14 protein-coding genes are annotated in these 17,260 nt (G+C 72.6%); 6 read left to right on the plus strand and 8 right to left on the minus strand.

Annotation, left to right across the window (positions count from 1 at the left end):
- The 3 genes from ACFZCP_RS43290 to ACFZCP_RS43300 all read left to right on the plus strand — a co-directional run.
- Positions 1-917 (plus strand): carboxyl transferase domain-containing protein (locus tag ACFZCP_RS43290; protein WP_391442259.1); only part of this gene is annotated, 917 nt, incomplete at its 5' end.
- A 9-nt stretch (positions 918-926) separates the two neighbouring features.
- Positions 927-1,187 (plus strand): acyl-CoA carboxylase epsilon subunit, encoded by a 261-nt coding sequence (locus ACFZCP_RS43295; protein WP_391442260.1) that lies wholly within the window; start codon positions 927-929, stop codon positions 1,185-1,187.
- A gap of 125 nt (positions 1,188-1,312) precedes the next feature.
- On the plus strand, positions 1,313-4,300 hold the full coding sequence (locus ACFZCP_RS43300) for a BTAD domain-containing putative transcriptional regulator (RefSeq protein WP_391442261.1): 2,988 nt from the start codon (positions 1,313-1,315) through the stop codon (positions 4,298-4,300).
- Positions 4,301-4,531: 231 nt separating this feature from the next.
- Here the strand turns inward: ACFZCP_RS43300 and ACFZCP_RS43305 are convergent, their stop codons facing one another.
- On the minus strand, positions 4,532-4,819 hold the full coding sequence (locus tag ACFZCP_RS43305) for a hypothetical protein (RefSeq protein WP_362701443.1): 288 nt from the start codon (positions 4,817-4,819) through the stop codon (positions 4,532-4,534).
- 207 nt (positions 4,820-5,026) lie between these two features.
- Between ACFZCP_RS43305 and ACFZCP_RS43310 the strand changes: the two genes are divergently transcribed.
- Positions 5,027-7,105 (plus strand): BTAD domain-containing putative transcriptional regulator, encoded by a 2,079-nt coding sequence (locus ACFZCP_RS43310; RefSeq protein WP_391442262.1) that lies wholly within the window; start codon positions 5,027-5,029, stop codon positions 7,103-7,105.
- 96 nt (positions 7,106-7,201) lie between these two features.
- Here ACFZCP_RS43310 and ACFZCP_RS43315 read toward each other — a convergent pair whose 3' ends face one another.
- On the minus strand, positions 7,202-7,441 hold the full coding sequence (locus tag ACFZCP_RS43315) for a DUF6269 family protein (RefSeq protein ID WP_391442263.1): 240 nt from the start codon (positions 7,439-7,441) through the stop codon (positions 7,202-7,204).
- 176 nt (positions 7,442-7,617) lie between these two features.
- Between ACFZCP_RS43315 and ACFZCP_RS43320 the strand changes: the two genes are divergently transcribed.
- The gene (locus ACFZCP_RS43320) at positions 7,618-9,258 is read left to right on the plus strand and encodes a tryptophan 7-halogenase (protein WP_391442264.1); all 1,641 of its coding nucleotides are present in this window, start codon (positions 7,618-7,620) and stop codon (positions 9,256-9,258) included.
- 259 nt (positions 9,259-9,517) lie between these two features.
- On the plus strand, positions 9,518-10,006 hold the full coding sequence (locus ACFZCP_RS43325) for a GNAT family N-acetyltransferase (RefSeq protein ID WP_391442265.1): 489 nt from the start codon (positions 9,518-9,520) through the stop codon (positions 10,004-10,006).
- 210 nt (positions 10,007-10,216) lie between these two features.
- Here the strand turns inward: ACFZCP_RS43325 and ACFZCP_RS43330 are convergent, their stop codons facing one another.
- The 6 genes from ACFZCP_RS43330 to ACFZCP_RS43355 form a co-directional block, all read right to left on the minus strand.
- Positions 10,217-10,909 (minus strand): hypothetical protein, encoded by a 693-nt coding sequence (locus tag ACFZCP_RS43330; RefSeq protein WP_391442266.1) that lies wholly within the window; start codon positions 10,907-10,909, stop codon positions 10,217-10,219.
- A 136-nt stretch (positions 10,910-11,045) separates the two neighbouring features.
- Positions 11,046-11,399, minus strand: coding sequence for a DoxX family protein (locus ACFZCP_RS43335; protein WP_391442267.1), 354 nt, complete (start codon positions 11,397-11,399; stop codon positions 11,046-11,048).
- The gene (locus ACFZCP_RS43340) at positions 11,396-13,429 is read right to left on the minus strand and encodes an acetoacetate--CoA ligase (protein WP_391442268.1); all 2,034 of its coding nucleotides are present in this window, start codon (positions 13,427-13,429) and stop codon (positions 11,396-11,398) included. Before ACFZCP_RS43340 ends, ACFZCP_RS43335 begins: the two co-directional genes overlap by 4 nt.
- Positions 13,426-15,048 (minus strand): bifunctional 3-(3-hydroxy-phenyl)propionate/3-hydroxycinnamic acid hydroxylase, encoded by a 1,623-nt coding sequence (locus tag ACFZCP_RS43345; protein ID WP_391442269.1) that lies wholly within the window; start codon positions 15,046-15,048, stop codon positions 13,426-13,428. Before ACFZCP_RS43345 ends, ACFZCP_RS43340 begins: the two co-directional genes overlap by 4 nt.
- On the minus strand, positions 15,045-15,983 hold the full coding sequence (locus ACFZCP_RS43350; protein ID WP_391442270.1) for a fumarylacetoacetate hydrolase family protein: 939 nt from the start codon (positions 15,981-15,983) through the stop codon (positions 15,045-15,047). The genes ACFZCP_RS43345 and ACFZCP_RS43350 overlap by 4 nt, the downstream gene beginning before the upstream one ends.
- Positions 15,980-17,125 (minus strand): VOC family protein, encoded by a 1,146-nt coding sequence (locus ACFZCP_RS43355; protein WP_391442271.1) that lies wholly within the window; start codon positions 17,123-17,125, stop codon positions 15,980-15,982. Before ACFZCP_RS43355 ends, ACFZCP_RS43350 begins: the two co-directional genes overlap by 4 nt.
- Positions 17,126-17,260: the final 135 nt, after the last annotated feature.

Below are 17,260 nucleotides of genomic sequence, written 5' to 3' on the forward strand. Positions count from 1 at the left end.
GGCTCGGCGGCGCGGACGTGCACGCGGAGACCTCGGGCGTGTGCCACTTCGCCTACGACGACGAGGAGACGTGCATCGCCGAGGTGCGCTACCTCCTCTCCCTGCTCCCGCAGAACAACCGCGAGGCACCACCCGCCGCCCCGTCCGCGGACCCCGCCGATCGGCGCTGCGAACGGCTGCGCGAGGTGGTGCCGCTCGACGGCAGCCGCCCCTACGACATGCGCGAGGTCATCGCCGAAGTCGTCGACGACGGCGAGCACATGGAGGTCCACGAACGCTGGGCCACCAGCGTGATCACCACCCTCGCCCGGCTCGGCGGCCGGGTCGTCGGCATCGTCGCGAGCCAGCCCCGCTCCCTCGCCGGCGTCCTCGACATCCACTCCTCCGAGAAGGCGGCCCGCTTCGTCCAGTTCTGCGACGCCTTCTCGATCCCCCTGGTCACCCTCGTCGACGTCCCCGGCTTCCTGCCCGGTGTCGGCCAGGAGCACGGGGGGATCATCCGGCACGGCGCCAAACTGCTCTACGCCTACTGCAACGCCACCGTGCCCCGCGTCCAGGTCATCCTGCGCAAGGCGTACGGCGGCGCGTACATCGTCATGGACTCCCGGTCCATCGGCGCCGACCTCTCCCTGGCCTGGCCCGCCAACGAGATCGCGGTGATGGGCGCCGAGGGCGCCGCCAACGTCGTCTTCCGGCGACGCATCCAGGCCGCCGACGACCCCGACACGATGCGGCAGCAACTGGTCAAGGAGTACAAGGCCGAGCTGATGCACCCGTACTACGCGGCCGAACGCGGACTGGTCGACGACGTCATCGACCCCGCCGACACCCGCTCCGCGCTGATCGCGGGCCTCACCATGCTGCGCACCAAGCACGCCGACCTGTCCACCCGCAAACACGGCAACCCCCCGATGTGAGGAGGCCCCATGGCCCGCACGTCCAGCACCACCCCGGCCGCGCCCGCGCTCGAAGGGCCGCTCGGCCCCGCCCTCTTCCGCGTCATCGGCGGCAACCCCACCCCCGAGGAGGTCGCGGCGGTCGCCGCGCTCCTCACCGCCCTCACCGTGCCCCCCGCCGAAGCCGCCGCCGAAGCCGCCGCCGAGGCGGCCGCCGACCGGGCCCCGGCGCCCGCCCGCTGGCACCGCCCCGCGGCCCCGCCCCCCGCGTCCTGGCGGGCCCGCGCCTGAGCACGGCCGCGACTGGCAGCTTGCTGCCGTCCTCGTTGCGGCCCCGCCGGGCACCTTGCTAATCAGTCAGAAAGCGGCGAAACGGGCCGTACGGGTACGGCTGCGGCCGGAGTCGGGAGGCAGCCGTGCTTCAGGTGGTGTTCAGGATCCTGGGACCGCTGGACATCAGCGCAGAGGGGCGTCCGATGTCCCTGCAGGGCGGCCGCCAGCGCACCATCATGTCGATGCTCCTGCTCGCCCCCGGGCGGGTCGTCTCCGTCGACACGCTCGCCGACGCCGTCTGGCACGGCGAGCCACCCGCCACCGCCCGCAACCAGATCGCCATCTGCGTCTCCGCGCTGCGCAAGTCCCTCAAGACCGCGTTCGGCGTCGACGGCGTCCTCGTCACCAGTCACCCCGGCTACATGCTCTTCGCAGGCGAACACCGCATCGACGCCGTCGAGTTCGAGGAACGGGCCGCCGAGGGACAGGCCGCCGCCCGCCGGGGCGACCTGGAGGAGGCCCGCGCCCGCTTCGAGGAGGCCCTCGCCATGTGGCGCGGGCCCGCCCTGGAGGGCGTCACCGCCGAGCGCGTGGAGGCCGAGGCGACCCGCCTGACCGAGCTGCGCCTCGACGTGTACGAGCAACTCACCGCCGCCCGCCTGGAACTCGGCCAGCACGGCGAACTCGTCGCCGAGCTGGGCCGCTTCGTCCGCCAGAACCCGCTGCGCGAACAGGCCGTCGCCCAGTTGATGCTGGCGCAGTACCGCTGCGGCCGGCGGGCCGAGGCCCTGGAGACGTACCGCGAGTCCGGGCGGCTGTTCGCCGACGAACTCGGCATCGACCCCGGCCCCGCCCTGCAGGACCTGCACGAGGAGATCCTCGCCGACTCCCCGGCGCTGGTGCCGCCGGCCGAACACATCACCCTCGCACCGGCCACCATCGTGCCCGCCCACCTGCCGCCCGCCCCCGCCTCGTTCACCGGCCGCCGCGACGAACTCGCCACCCTGGACCGGCTCCTGGACCACGTCGACGGCGCCGCGCTGCCCGTCGGCTCCATCACCGGCACCGGCGGCGTCGGCAAGACCGCGCTCGCCGTCCACTGGTCCCACCAGGTCCTCGCCCGCTTCCCCGACGGCCAGCTCTTCGCCGACCTGCGCGGGTACGACGAGGACGAGGCACCCCGCAGACCGAGTGCCGTCCTGGACCGGTTCCTGCGCGCCCTCGGTGTTCCCGGCCCGCAGATCCCCGCCGACCAGGTCGAGCGCACCGCGCTCTTCCGCAGCGTCCTGGACGGGCGGCGGGTCCTGATCGTCCTCGACAACGCCCGCTCGTTCGCGCAGATACGCCCGCTGCTGCCCGGCACCTCACGCTGCTGCGTCCTGGTCACCAGCCGCGACAGCATGGGCGGCGCCCTGGCCGGCGACTACGCCTTCGTTCCCCTCCACCTCGGCTCCCTCGAACAGGACGAGTCGATCACCCTGCTCTCGCGGGTCGCGGGCGACGACCGCTTCGCCGCCGACCCGGTCGGCGCGGCACGGCTGAGCGAGCTGTGCGACCGGCTGCCGCTGGCGCTGCGGATCGCCGCCGCCCGGCTCGCCGCCAAACCCCACTGGTCGGTACGGACCCTGGTCTCACGCCTGGAGGACCAGCACCGCAGACTCGACGAACTCAGCATCGACTCCCGCGGCGTCCGTGCCGGCCTGCGGCTCAGCTACCGCGGCCTGCCCGCCGACACCGCACGCATGTTCCGGCTGCTCGGCGTGCTCAGCGTCCCCGAGTTCTCCGCGTGGACCGGCGCCGCCCTGCTCGACCTCGATCCCGTCGACGCCGAGGACCTCATCGAGCAGCTGGTCGACGCCCAGCTGCTGGAACCCGTCAGCGTCGGCGTCGGTCACGTCCGCTACCGCTTCCAGGACCTGCTGCGGCTGTTCGCCCGCGAACGCGCCCTGGAGGAGGACAGCGACACCGAACGCCGCGCCGGCGTACGGCGGGTGGGCGGCACCTCGCTCGCCCTCGCCCGTGAGGCGCACCGCAGGATGTACGGCGGCGACTACACCGTCGTCCACGGTCCGGCATCGCTGCGGGAACTCCCTGCCCACCTCGTGGACAGCCTGCTGGAGGACCCCATGGGCTGGTTCGAGACCGAGCGGCTCGCGCTCACGGCGCTCGTCGACCAGCTGGCCCGGCAGGACGAGTCCTCCCACGCATGGGACCTGGCCGTCACCGCGGTCACCCTCTTCCAGAACCGCAACTACCTGGAGGACTGGCGGGACTGCGCCGAGAGCGCTTTGGTGGCGGTCCGCCGCACGGGGGACCGGCTGGGCGAGGCGGCACTGCTGCAGTCCCTGGGCACCCTGGAGATCATCCAGTGGGACTTCGACTCCGCCGGCGAACGGCTGACACCGGCACTGCGCATGTTCGAGGAACTGGACCGGCACCAGGGCCGTGCGCTCGTGCTGCGCAACCTCGCCCTGTGCGCACGACACCGCTCGGACCCCGACCGCGCCCTCGAACTGGGCCGGGACGCCCTGGAGATCTTCCGCGAGGTCGGCGACCACTACGCCGAGGCCCATGTGCTGGGGCTGCTCGCACAGATCGAGCTGGAGCGGGGCGATGCGCAGGCGAGCCTGCTGCTGTCGTCGGAGGCGGTGGTCAAGAGCCGCGGACTCGGCGTGGCGCGCGGCGAGGCACAGAGCACCGTGCGGCTCGCCGAGGCGCTCATCCAGCAGGGAGCCGGGGAACGGGCCGAGGAAGCGTGCCGGCGCGCGCTGGAGCTGGTGCTCGACAGCGGCGACCGGCGGGGCGAGGCGCATGTGCTGCGCGCGCTGGGGGAGTCACTGTGGTGCCAGGACAGGCTCGCGGAGGCCGAGACGGTGCTGCGGGACGCGGTAGAGGCCGCCGAACAGGTGCCGGACCGGTACGTCCAGGCACGGGCGGCCGTCCTCCTCGGCTGTGTGCTGATGCTGCGCACGGACCGGGCGGGTGCTGCCTCGACCCTGCGCACAGCGGGTGAACTCTTCGCCGACGTCGGCGTACGGCCCTGGCGGGACCGCGTGGACCGGCTGCTGGCGGTGCTCGGACAGGACGAACCGGCCGACACCCGCGTGCTGTTCGGCCTCGCCCGCCCGTGACCGGGCGCCACCGGGACCTGCCGTCACCCTGACCGGTCCTCACCGGGGCCGGCCTTCACCGTGACCGGTCTTCACCCCGGCCGTCTTTCACCGTGACCGTCTTTCGCCGTGACCGGTCTTCACCTGGACTGCCGTCACCGGGATCTGCCGTCACCGGGATCTGCCGTCACCGGGATCTGCCGTCACCGGGATCTGCCGTCACCGGGATCTGCCGTCACCGGGACCCGCCGGTCACGTCCACGGGTCGTCGCGCAGCGGGGTGGCGGGGGCGGACGTCCAGGGGTCGTCGCGCTGCACGACCTTGTGCGCCACCGTCCAGGGATCGTCCGCGGCCCGCACCGACGTCCCCCGGTGGTGGTCCGCGCCGACCCCGGCCGGCGAGCGGTCGGCGTGGGGGTTCATGCCCTGTGCGGCCCCGACCGTGCCGGCCGCGGCGAGCAGCAGCACGGCACCGGCCGCGAGCCGGCCCAGCGGAGCGGTCACGGCGGTCCTCCTGGCGGTGTGGAAAAGGCGGTTCATGCGGTCCTCCCGACCTCGGTTCCCGGCAGTCCCGGGCGCCGCCCGGGGTGATGCCGAGAACGCTACGGAGTCGCCTTTTTACGCCGCTTTCGAAGCTGTTTCGCATCCTCGAAATCGATCTGAGGGCCAGGAAAAACCGCAGGTCAGTAGCTTTTCGCGACATACGGCCCGGGACCGCAACGGGCCCGTGCACCCGCGGAGGCCCACATGGAGTTCAGGATTCTCGGCCCCGTGTCCGCCGAACGCGACGGGCACCCCGTACCCCTCGACGGCGCCAAGCAGCGGGCCACCCTCGCGGTGCTGCTGCTCGCGCAGGGCCGGCTCGTCACGGACGAGCGGCTGACCACCCTGCTCTGGGGCTGGGACCCGCCCGCCACGAGCACCCGACAGCTCTACACCTACATGTCCCGGCTGCGCACCCGCCTCGGCCCCGGTCCCCGCCTGACCCGCCACGGCACCGGATACCGGATGGACCCGGCCGGAGCCGCCCTCGACTGGCACACCTTCCGCGAACACACCGACACGGGCCGCGAACACCTGCGCGCCGGGCGCTTCGCCGACGCCGAACGCAGCCTCGCCGAGGCCCTCGCGCTCTGGCGTGGCCCGGCACTCGGCGACGTCACCGAGCAGCTCGCCCGGGCCGAGGGGCCACGTCTGGAGGAGGCCCGGCTCGCCGCGCAGGAGGAGCACACCGAGGCGGCGCTCGCCCTCGGCCGCCACGGCGACCTCGTCCCCGCGCTCACCGGCCAGGTCCGCGACCAGCCGCTGCGCGAACGGCCGCGCGGCCAGCTGATGACCGCGCTGTACCGCTGCGGCCGGCAGGCCGACGCGCTGTCCGTCTACGACGAAGGACGCCGCCTCCTCACCGACGAACTCGGCATCGATCCCGGCCCCGCCCTGCGCACCCTCCACCAGCAGATCCTCACCGGCACCCTCCCGCATCCCCCGGCCGCACCGCGGGCCGCGACGACGAGCCCGGTGCAGGGACGGGGGCCGCAGACCGCGGCCGGCAGCCCTGCCACGAAGGGCGCCGCGGAAATCCTCGCCACGGCGGACCCGGCCGCCCCGCCCCGAGCCGCCGCCCACCCGGCTGTTCCGAGCCCCGCCGCCCACCCGGCTGCTCCGCCCCGAGCCGCCGCCCACCCGGCGAGCCCCGCTACCCACCCGGCTGCTTCGCACGCGCCCGCCCCCTACCCCGTTGCCCAGCACCCGGCGATCGCGCCCTCCGGCGTCGTCGGACCCCTCGCGCCGGCGCTGCTGCCCTCCGCCCCGGCCGGCTTCGTCGGGCGCGGCACGGCGCTGGAGGAGGTGACCGGCGCGCTGCGCGCCCGCCACGACGTCGTGGTCGCGGGGGCGCCCGGGACCGGGACGTCCGCGCTGGCGCTGCGGGTCGGCGAGGTGTGCCGGGGGGACTTTCCCGACGGCCAGTTGTACGCGGACCTGCGCACCGGCGACGGCGGCCGGCGCGAGCCCCGCGAGGTGCTGGGCTGGTTCCTGCGGGCGCTCGGGGCCGACGGCGACCGGCTGCCCGAGGGCGTCGACGAACGGGCGCAGCTCTACCGCACGCTGGCCGCGAACCGGCGCATGCTGGTCGTCCTGGACAACGCCGCGGACGACGCCCAGGTACGGCCGCTGCAGCCCGGCGGCCCGAGCCGCACCGTCGTCACCGGCACCCACCCCTCGCTCGCCTCGCTGGACGCCGTGCGGCTGGTCCGCCTCGGCCCCATGAGCCCGGCCGAGGCGGCCGAACTCCTCGCGTCGGCGGCGGGCGCCGAGCGGCTCGCCGCGGAACCCGAAGCGACCCTGCGGGTGGCCGAGTTCTGCGAACGGCTGCCGCTCGCACTGCGGATCGCCGGCGCCCGGCTCGCCACCCGCCCGCACTGGCCGGTCGCCCGTCTCGCCGACCGCCTCGCGCCCGAGGAGGACCGCCTCGACGAGCTGCGGATCGGCGCTCTCGACATCGGCACCGGACTGCGCAGCGCCCTTGGCGCGCTCACCCCCGCCGCCGCCGGGGCGCTCGGCGCACTCGCGGCGACCGGTCCGTCCCGGCTCACCGTCGAGGACGCCGCCGCGCTGCTCGACCTCGCCCCGAGGCACGCCGAGGACCTGCTGGAACAGCTCGTCGACGCACGGCTGCTGACGGCGTCCCCGAGCGGGGACGGGTCCGGAGCGCGCCGCGGCGAGCCCTGCTACCGGCTGATGCCGCTGGTACGGCTGTTCGCACGCCGGCACTGCCCGGCCGCGTCCCGGCTCCGGCCGTACGACCGGCACCCCGCCGTGGCCTGATCGTCTGATCCGCCGCGCCGCCGCGTCTTCCCCTCCCCGGCCCGGGCGGCCGGCCGTTCCTCCGGCCGGCCGCCCGGGCTCCCGCGTGTCACGGGCTCAGCCGCATCCGCCCGCGTGCCCCTCGTCCAGTCCGTACGTGGCGACGTACCCGGTCTCCTCCATCCCCCGCACGGCCAGTTCGTTCAGCGTGTCCACATAGGCCGCCAGCAGATCCCCCCACGGCGTCCCGGCATCCCGCAGCAAGAGTTCCTGGTCCAGTGCCGCGGCCTTCTCGATCTCCGTCAGATATTCCAGGGGGTGCTGGACCTGATTCAGGGAGTTCACCTCGTCGTACATTTCTCCTCCTGTTCGTGTGGGGTCCCTCTCAGGCCCCGCACAAACAGAATGGTTTTCCCCGCTGTACGCATTGTCCGGCCGCTCTGTATCCGTCCGTACAGAACCGGTACAGGGCGATACAGAAGCGCTGTACAACGCCTATGCAATGCATATGGATCGACGTCGAGAATTCCCTTATGGACAGCCTGGATATCCCGGAGGACCGGGAAAGCCGTATCGGAGAGATCGTGGTCGTCGGCGGCACGCTCGCCGGCTGGGCCGCAGCCGCCCGGCTGGCCGCCACGTTCGGCCGGGCGGTCGGTGTCACGGTGCTGGAAACCCCGCAGGACGCCCCGGCGGCCGACGCGAGCGGCCGGGTCGTGGCCCTGGCGCCACAGGTGCAGGGGGACCTCTTCGACCGGCTGGGCCTCCAGGAGGAGACGTGGATGCGCGCCTGCTCGGCGTCCTTCACGCTCGCCGTGCGCTACGTCAACTGGCGTACCGGGAAAGCGGCACACCTCTCACCGCATCCTCTGCCCGGCCATGCACCGGACTTTTTCGACAGGCCTTTCGCGGCCCTGCCGGAATGCGAGGAGTTCCCGCTGTCGGAATTCTGGCGGCTGCGCCGCAGCACGGGTGAAACCATCGAGCCGATGGACCGTGCCTGTTTTCGTGAGCCACCGCTGCTGGACGCCCTCAGGTCGCCACGCTGGCTCGACGGCAGGGCCGCCGTTCCCTACGGCTGGCACGCCGACGCGGAACTCCTCACGCGGTTACTGCGCCGAACGGCCGTGCAGCGCTTCGGAGTCCGCACCGCACAGGGCATGCCGCTGGGCGCGGACCGGGACGGCGACGGCATGCTCACCGCTCTGTGCACCACCGGCGGCACCCGGCTCGCGGGAGACCTCTTCCTGGACTGCACCGGCCCGGCGAGCCTCCTGCTGGGCGGGGTGCTGCACGAACCCTTCACCGCAGTGGCCGGGCACCCGCTCACCGACCGTACGGTCACCGTCAGCGTGCCCCACGACAGCGCCGTGGCCGGCATCGAGCCGTACGGCACGGCCACCGCCCTGCCGTACGGCTGGGCCTGGCACCGTCCGCTCCCGGACCGGATCGGCGCCGGACTCGTCTGCGCGAGCGCGTGGACGGACGAGGAGCATGCCGTGCGCACCCTGTGCGCCCTGTGGGGTCTGCGCCCCGGCAGCGCCGACGTGCGCGTCCACAGCAGTCCCGCCGGTGCCGCCCGTCGCGCCTGGGTGCACAACTGCGTGGCGCTCGGCCCGGCGGCACGGTCCGCCGACCCGCTCGCCGACGACGGCCTCGCCGGCGTACTGCGCCAACTCGGCCGCCTCGTACGCGACTTCCCCGACCGCCGGTTCCTGCGCGCCCCGGCGGACCGCTTCAACCGGGCCGCGGCGGGCGACGCGGCGGCGGCCGGCGACCTGGCCCAGCTCCTGTACCGGGCCGCCCCGCGGGCCGACACGCCGTTCTGGCGGGCACACCGCGAACTGCCGCTCTCCGACGCCCTGTCGGCCTGTCTGGAGGGGCATCGGGCCGGGCTGCCCCCCGAACCGGGCGAGACACCGCTGCGCACCCTGCTGGCCGCCCTAGACCCGCAGGGAGGCCCGCCGCCGGCGGCCCTGCGGCACCGCACGGCCGCCCGCCAGGCGGCCGACGCCCACTTCACGAGGATCCGGCGCCAGCAGCGGATCCTGCTGGAAACCCTGCCCAGCGCCCAGGCATACCTGCACCGCCTGCACACCCGCCGCGCTCCCGACGCACGCAACGAACCGGCGCGACGGGCACCGGCACCGTCGAGGCCGGTGACGGTGGCATGAGAGACGCCGCGCACCGGTCAGCGCGGGTGACGGTGGTGTGCGAGGCGCCGTGATCCGGTGAGGCCCGCCAGAAACCGTTCCGACGGGGACCTCCGCGCGGAGCCGTGAGACGCCGAGGCCGCACCGGAGCGCTCCGGCGCGGCCTCGGCGTGAGATCGGTTGCGCTCGCACGAGTGGTTCCCGGCAGCGGTGCGGGAACGCCTGCCCGAGCAGCCGACCCGCCGCACGAAGGCGCTCCCCGGTGCGAAATACTCTCCCGATGAGCTCACGTACTTCCCCGGTCAGCCGGCCGATCACGATACGGAGGGCCGTCGCGCGGGATGCCAAACGTCTCACGCGGCTCGTGCGTGGTTCAGGCGCCTACGAGGGTAAGTACGCGGCCGCAGTCGCGGGCTACCGGGTCGGTCCTGATTACATCGAGGCCCACCGCGCCTTTGTGGCCGTCGGCGCCGACGAGCAGGGAGGGCGGGTCCTCGGGTTCTACTCGCTCGTGCTCGCTCCACCGGAGCTCGACCTGCTGTTCGTCGCCGACGAAGCGCAGGGGCGGGGTATCGGACGGCTGCTCGTGGCGCACATGCAGTCCGAAGCCCGTGCCGCCGGGATCGATCGTCTCAAGGTCGTGTCGCACGTTCCCGCCGAGGGCTTCTACCACCGGGTCGGTGCGGTGCGGACCGGGACCGCGCTCGCGAACCCGCCTGCCGTGCCGTGGGACCGTCCCGAATTCGAGTTTCGCATTCCTTCGGGGTGACGCGGTGTGCCGGTTGGCGGGGCACCGGCTTCGCCTGCGTGGTGGCCGGCTTGCAGATTCTGGAGAACGCCGCCGTCGGCGTCCACTGCCGAAAGGCAGCCGTTCGGCGTTGGTCAGGGCGCTCGTCCCGCGGGCTCACGGGCCGGTGTGGCCGCAGTAGCCGTGATCTTCTGCTCGCGGCAGGTGCTTGCTCGGCCGGCGGGAGCTGCGTCATCGGCTCGTGTCGGCGTCGCCGTCGTCATGGGAGGAATGCCGCTGTCTTCTGCCGCCCGGAGCGGAGTCGTCTCCTTGCTCTTCCAGTAGCTCAAGGAGTGCGGCATCCGCCCTTTTCTGATCTTCCTTCGTCAGCTCGATCGGCGCGTTGTTGTAGACGGTGTAGCGATCCGGATCGGTGATGTTGGCGGCCCGCAGGGTGAATGTCAGCAGGCGGCGCCACCCCTTGCGGTGGCCGACCCTCGCTTGCAGTTGGACCTTGTAGTCACGGGCTTCCGGCAGGAACCCGGAAAACGGTGCCTCGAACTCGATGAAGAGCTGTTGCGCTTCTCTGCCGGGCACCACGAAGCCGGCCGGCAGCTTCGCATCCTCGTCCGGCCCGGGCTGGAGGCGAGACGGTGAGGACACCCACAGCAGCGGTAGGTGAGAAGCGGGCTCGTCAGGGAAGGTCAGGATGAGGTCCTGCACGACTATCGGCTTGGCGCCGGTGTTGTGGAGGACGAGCGGGAGCCGCAGGCGGGCCGTGGATGAGTGGACGATCGCTGCGAAGGCGTGAGGCTCCCACGTCTTCAGGCGCCCTTGTCTGGCGTTGAGCCACCAGAACGACGCGACGGTGAAGAGCAGGGCGCAGGTCGACACCACGCCGGCGCCTGTGAGTGATGAGGACGCGGCCTGATCGGTCGCGGTCATCAGCGGAACCACAGATTCAGTGTGCCAGCCCCGGCGCGGGCTCGCTCACAGGACTCAGGGCCTCCGCCGCCGACGCGCAGCAGCCGCTGAGCAGGACCGTCTGCGTATCACAGGCCGCTACAGTCCTCAGCCAACGTCACGAGCCGACATCGGCAAGGAGCACGAGATACCAGGTGACCAGTGCGGCGCACACCATCGCGGGGACGAGTTTGGGCAGCCGGTCTCCCTTGCGCACGTGCGTGGTCACAGCACCGGCGAGCAGCATCAGCAGGCCGAGGCCGGCCAGCCCTCCGGAGACAGGTAGGACCGGGCCGATGGCCACGCCGTTGGCGCCTGCCAGCTCCAGCGCACCGATCACCCGGTAGGAGGCGGTGGTGAAGCCGGCATGGGCGGCCAGCTCGGGCATCGGACCGAGCGCCATGATCTTGGCCACGCCCAGCAGGACGAAGATCAGCACGATCAGACAGGTCAGGGCCGCGGAGAGGCTCATGAGGCGTCCTTGACGGTGTGCAGGTGACGGGCCTGACGGCGTTCGGTTCCCAGGCCGGCGAAGTAGGCGACGAGGGCCGGGTTGTCGACCGCCGAGGGATTGAGGACCTGCTCGGCGGGGGCGCCCTGGAGGAGGCGCTTGACCGGGACCTCGAGTTTCTTGCCGGTCCTGGTGTGCGGGATGGCCGGCACGGCGAGGATCTCGTCGGGCACGTGGCGGGGCGAGGCGCCGGTGCGGATGGCGTCGCGGATCCTCTCGCGCAGGGCGTCGTCCAGCTCGACCCCGTCGGCGAGGACCACGAAGAGCGGCATCCAGTAGCCGCCGTCGGGTTCCTCCGCGCCGATGACGAGGGCCTCGGTGATCTCGGGGAGGCGTTCGACGGTGTCGTGGATGTCGGCGCTGCCCAGGCGCACGCCGTTGCGGTTGAGGGTGGCGTCGGAGCGGCCGTGGACGATCACCGAGCCGTGGGAGGTGAGGGTGATCCAGTCGCCGTGCCGCCACACACCCGGGTAGGCGCCGAAGTAGGCGTCGCGGTAGCGGCTGCCGTCCGGGTCGTTCCAGAAGTACAGCGGCATGGACGGCATCGGGCGGGTGACGACCAGTTCGCCGACCTGGTCGACGACCGGCTGTCCCGCGCCGTCGTACGCCGCGAGCGCCACACCGAGGTTGGGGGCGGACACCTCGCCCGCCCAGACGGGGGTCGTGGGGGCGCTGCCGGCGAAGGCGGAGACGACGTCGGTGCCGCCGCTGGTGGAGGCCAGCTGGATGCCTGCACCCACGTGGTCGCGGACCCAGGGGTAGGCGGAGGCGGGGAGGGTGGAGCCGGTGCTGCCGATGGCGCGGATGGCCGACAGGTCGTGCACGGTGGGTTCGAGGCCCAGTTTGGCCATGGCCAGCAGGTACTGGGGGCTGGTGCCGAAGACGGTGACCTTGTCGCGGGCCGCCAGCTCCCACAGGATGTCCGGGCGCGCCACCGGCGCGGGGCTGCCGTCGTAGGTGCAGGTGGTGGCGCCGGTCAGCAGGGTGGAGACGACCAGGTTCCACATCATCCAGTGGGTGGTGGTGTACCACAGCAGGCGGTCCCCGACGCCCAGGTCGCAGTGCAGGCCGAGGATCTTGAGGTGTTCGAGCAGGACGCCACCGTGTCCGTGGACGATGCCCTTCGGCAAGCCCGTGGTGCCGGAGGAGAAGACGATCCACAGCGGGTGGTCGAACGGCACCGGGGTGATGGTGAGGTATTCGGTGCGGGTGGCGGCGTCGTCCCAGGGCACCGTCAGGCTGGTGTGCTGGGTCTCGGGCCAGGTGAGGCCCAGGTGGTCCACGAGCACCGCGGCTTTCAGGGTGGGCAGGGCGTCGGCCAGTTCGAGGGCGGCGGCGCGGCGGTCGTGGCGGGTGTCATTGAAGAGGTAGCCGTCCGCCGTGATGAGCACCGTGGGTTCGAGCTGGGCGAAGCGGTCGGCCGCGGCCTTGGGAGCGTAGTCCTGGCCGCACACCGACCACACCGCGCCCAGGCTGGCCGTGGCGAGGAAGGCGATGACGGCGTGCGGGGTGTTGGGCAGGTAGCCGACCACCCGGTCGCCCTGTCCGACGCCCAGGTCGCGGAGGGTGGCGGCGACGGAGGCGACCTGGGCGCGGAGCTGGCGGCCCGTGATCTCGTAGCCGGCTCCGGTCTCGTCCAGTGCGGTGATCGCGGGTGCGTCCGAGTGCAGGTTGCGCAGCGCATGGTGGGCGTAGTTGAGGGTGGCGCCGGCGAACCAGCGGGCGCCGGGCATGGTCTCCTCGGCCAGCACTCGCTCGTACGGAGTGGCAGCGTCGATGTCGAAGTACTCCCACACCGCCGCCCAGAACCCCTCCAGGTCGGTGACGGACCAGTGGTGCAGTGCCCGGTAGTCGGTGGGGTCCTGGATCCCTTCGGTGCCCTGGTGCCGGGCGGCCCAGCGGGCGAAGTCCGCGATGCGGCTGCCGGCGGCCGTCTTCGGGTCGGGCGGCAGGAACGGTTCCGGATGTGGTGTGGGATGCGGGGTGGTCACGGTGCGGTGCTCCTCGGCAGGGGGTCGGGCCGGGCTTGCGTGGTACGGCGGACCGTGTGGAGCAGGGAGGCCCAGGCGGTGGGGTCCGGGAAGCGGCCGGTCCCGGCGGGGACGGTGTCCATCACGACGCGGTCGGGGCGCAGCAGGGCGGCGTCCGCCCGGCCGCGTGCCAGCCAGGCGGTCAGCGTGCCGTCGTCGTCCAGGTCGTCGACGTGGATCGTGGCTGCGTCAAGTGCCGTGGCCACGGCCGTCATCTGCGGGGTGGGCGGCACAGCGGTCAGGAGGGCGAAGGAGTCTGCGAGGACGTCGTCCAGGCGTATGCGCCTGCCGTCGACGATCACCCAGGGCTGCGGGCAGAAGGTGCCGGTCAGCCCGCGTCCGATGAGCCCGGGGCGGCGCCGTACCAGTGGGCCGGCGGTCAGCGCGGGGCTGAGGTCGCGGCTCACCGCCGCGGTCACGCCTGGGACGCGGCATGCAGCACCGACGACGGCCCGTCGGAGTGCCGCGCCGCGGTCCTGTCCACCGGTCATGGCCCAGCCCACGGCCACCGCGAGCCGGATCACATGGCGGGCGTGCGGTTTGCGCTCGCGCTCGTAGGTATCCAAAAGCCCGTCGTCTGCGCCCTGTTGGAGAACGCGGGCGAGCTTCCAGGTGAGGTTTCGGGCGTCGCGCAGGCCCGCGCACAGACCCTGCCCGATGAAGGGAGGCGTGAGGTGGGCCGCGTCACCCAGCAGGAAGACGCGTCCCCGGCGCCACCGGTCGGCGAGGCGGGCCCTGAAGGTGTACTGCGCCTGCCGGATCACCTCGAAGTCGTCGGCCCCCGCGGCGCCGGACGGCGCGTCCATCCAGGGGGCGACCAGCTCGCGCAGGCGTTCCCGGCCGTCCGGGCCGTCCAGGTGTACGGCGGCGGGCAGCCGGAACTCCCAGCGGTAGCGGTCCTCGCCGAGGCGCATGAAGGTGGCGGGCTGGGTGGGGCAGCAGATCTGGTCGACGCCTTCCCAGGTCCGCACCGGGCGGCTGGTGCGTATGTCGATCACCCGCCAGCTCTCTTCGAAGTGCAGGTCCTCCCATACGGCGCCGATGGCGTCGCGAGTGAGGCTGCCGGCGCCGTCGCAGCCGAGGACGGCGTCGGCCCAGACGTGCTCGTCCTCGTCGCTGCCGTCGCGGCGGAAGGTGACCCGGACCGGCGCCGTCCCGTCGGTGTCCTGCGTGACGGACACGACCTCCACCCCGCCCTGCAGCTCGCACTCCGGGCGGCGCGCCAGAGCTTCGCGCAGCAGACGCTCCAGGTCCGGCTGGTCGAACATGCTGGTCTGGGGGAAGCCATGATGCCCGTGCCGGGATCGTGTGAATTCGGCGATCACGCGGTGCCGGGCGTCCAGCAGCCGCAGCCCGCGCGCCGACCGGGCGAGGGCGGCGAATTCCTCGTGGACGCCGACGCTCTGCAGGATCCGGTGGACCTCGTCGTCCACGACGACGGCGCGCGGCAGGGGATAGACGTCCCGGTGGCGTTCCAGGACGAGGCTGGGCACTCCGTGCCGGGCCAGCAGGAGCGCGGCCGTGACGCCCACGGGCCCCGCACCGATGATCACCACCGGTCTCCGGGCTGCGGCGCTCACGTCGCGTCCGCCACAGCGGTCCGCTGCTCGCCCAGGTCGATGCGCCCGTCGGGGGTGGAGATCGAGGCGGTGACGAGATCCCCATTACGCAGGTACAGGGGGTTCTTGGCCTGGCCTTTGAAGAACGCCTTCCACTTCAGCGCGGGTGGCAGCAGAGCGGCGATCTTCTCGACCGGCTTGGGCGGGGCCTTCAGGGCGGTGCCGCCGGGTGTGCCGGTGAGCAGCAGATCGCCCGGGTCGAGGGTCTGGAAGCGGGCGAGCAGGGTGAGCGCCTGCGCGGGCCGTACGATCATGTCCGCCAGGGTGCGGTCCTGGCGTGGTACACCGTTGACCGACAGCCGCAGCCGCAGGTCGATCAGACGGGCAAAGTCCTCGGGCTCCAGCAGGGCCAGGTACGGCCCGGTGGGCGTGAAGGTCGGGTAGGACTTGCTCTCGTAGAACTGGGTCTTGGTCAGCTGGACGTCGCGGGCGCTGACGTCGTTGGTGAGGACGAGCCCGGCGACGTACGAAGGCAGGTCCCGCTCCTCCACAACGGTGCCCACCGGCAGCCGCGCACCCATGACGAGGCCGAGTTCCACCTCGTAGTCGAGGAAGTTCACGTGCGCCGGGCGGACGATCGCCTCGTGCGGGCCGCTGACCGAGCCGGACGCCTTGCGGAAGAAGGTGGGCGGAATGTCCCCGGTGAACCCAGAGTCCTTGGCGTGGCTGCGGTAGTTGACCATCTGAGCCACCACCCGGCACGGGGTGGTGACCGGAGGCAGCGCCACCAGGTCGGCGACGGGCCTGTCGCTCTCGCCGGAGGCGGCCGCCTCCCGCACGGCGGCCCGGTCGGCGAGCAGTTCGGCGGTGGTGACCGCCTTGGTCTCGATGCGGACGGCGCGTTCGTCCCGGACGGCCCACCAGCCGTCGGCGGTGCGCAGAACGTTGGTGCTCATGAGCTCATCGCTTTCATCAGGCCCAGCAGGCGTGCGGGGTCGAGTTCGTTGTCGCCGCGCAGGGCCGTCATGACCTCGCGAAGCTTGGCGGGAGAGGGGTTGGTGCCCAGGAAGTCGCGGGTGACCGGCGGACCCCACTGGGCCAGGCCGCTCGCCGACATCGGCGCCCATCCGGGGTCGAGGTCGCAGGAGAACAGGTCGCCGTCGGCGAAGTGCTCCAGCATGAAGCGGTCGGGGTCGCGCCAGTAGTCGAAGAGCTGGCTGCCCTGGATGTGCCGGCCGATGCCCCAGCTGCGCTGGTAGCCGCGCTCGGCCAGGTACTCCCCGCCGGCGGCGATGGAGTCGAGGTCGGTGACCTGGTAGGCGGAGTGGACGTAGCCGGTGCCGGGCCCGAGGTGCAGGGCGAGGGTGTGGTGGTCCACGGGCGTGCTGCCCTGGTCGCAGCGGATGAACGCCATGGTGGGACCGCGCTCGCGCTGCCCGTCCAGGAACAGGAAGTCCGACACGATCATCCCGAGGGTGTCCAGGTACCACTGAAGGGTGCGGGCGAACGCCCGTGTCTCCAGCACGACATGGCCGAGGCGCTGGATGCGGGACGGCTCGCGGGGCGGACGCTGGGTGGTGTTCGTACGGCGGGGTTCGGTGCCGGTGTTGAGGGTCAGCGGCGGCTGCTCGGGCAGCGCGGGCAGCGGCTCGGCGCAGTGCACCACCCGGACCGGGAGGCCCGAGGGATCGAACAGGGCGACGGACCGTCCGCCGCCGGGGACGTCGATGTCCCGGACGGTGTGTCCGACGGCGGCGGCCAGCCGGTCGACATCGGCCCGCTCGGCCGCGCGGAACGCCGGCCCGAGGAAGCGGGAGGCGCTCCCGCGCCGGATGACCATGCAGGGAGAGCCTGCGAACGTGCCGCGCAGCCACAGCTCGTGCTGGGTGCGGGCGGCGATCGCGAAGCCGAAGTCACGGGCGAACACCTCCGCCCGGTCCAGGTCCGGCTTCTCGAACTCCAGCCAGGCCAGGTCCGCCACCTTGATCACGGGATTCCGGGCTCGCCCGGGGTGCTCTCCGCGCAGGGCGCCCTGCTCACTGTGGAGGTCTTGGTGGGGCGTCAGAGGGCCGCCCTTGTTAACGGGGATGTGGGACATGGTGTCCTCCAAGCAACACTGCCGTAATGAGGAAATCATCAACTCTGTCGATTCTCATCGTCAATAGGGGCAGCCCAAATAATTGATGATCTCATCAGTAGTGGCAGAGTTATCGTCACGGCCGTTACACTGGGC

This window comes from Streptomyces sp. NPDC007971 (genome assembly GCF_042958635.1).
In the GTDB taxonomy this organism is placed as follows: Bacteria; Actinomycetota; Actinomycetes; order Streptomycetales; family Streptomycetaceae; genus Streptomyces.

Bases quoted from the DNA above. Each gene is read 5' to 3' on its own strand.
- ACFZCP_RS43295 (WP_391442260.1), top strand. From the start codon at position 927: ATGGCCCGCACGTCCAGCACCACCCCGGCCGCGCCCGCGCTCGAAGGG.
- ACFZCP_RS43305 (WP_362701443.1), bottom strand. From the start codon at position 4,819: ATGAACCGCCTTTTCCACACCGCCAGGAGGACCGCCGTGACCGCTCCG.
- ACFZCP_RS43310 (WP_391442262.1), top strand. From the start codon at position 5,027: ATGGAGTTCAGGATTCTCGGCCCCGTGTCCGCCGAACGCGACGGGCAC.
- ACFZCP_RS43315 (WP_391442263.1), bottom strand. From the start codon at position 7,441: ATGTACGACGAGGTGAACTCCCTGAATCAGGTCCAGCACCCCCTGGAA.
- ACFZCP_RS43320 (WP_391442264.1), top strand. From the start codon at position 7,618: ATGGACAGCCTGGATATCCCGGAGGACCGGGAAAGCCGTATCGGAGAG.
- ACFZCP_RS43325 (WP_391442265.1), top strand. From the start codon at position 9,518: ATGAGCTCACGTACTTCCCCGGTCAGCCGGCCGATCACGATACGGAGG.
- ACFZCP_RS43330 (WP_391442266.1), bottom strand. From the start codon at position 10,909: ATGACCGCGACCGATCAGGCCGCGTCCTCATCACTCACAGGCGCCGGC.
- ACFZCP_RS43335 (WP_391442267.1), bottom strand. From the start codon at position 11,399: ATGAGCCTCTCCGCGGCCCTGACCTGTCTGATCGTGCTGATCTTCGTC.
- ACFZCP_RS43350 (WP_391442270.1), bottom strand. From the start codon at position 15,983: ATGAGCACCAACGTTCTGCGCACCGCCGACGGCTGGTGGGCCGTCCGG.
- ACFZCP_RS43355 (WP_391442271.1), bottom strand. From the start codon at position 17,125: ATGTCCCACATCCCCGTTAACAAGGGCGGCCCTCTGACGCCCCACCAA.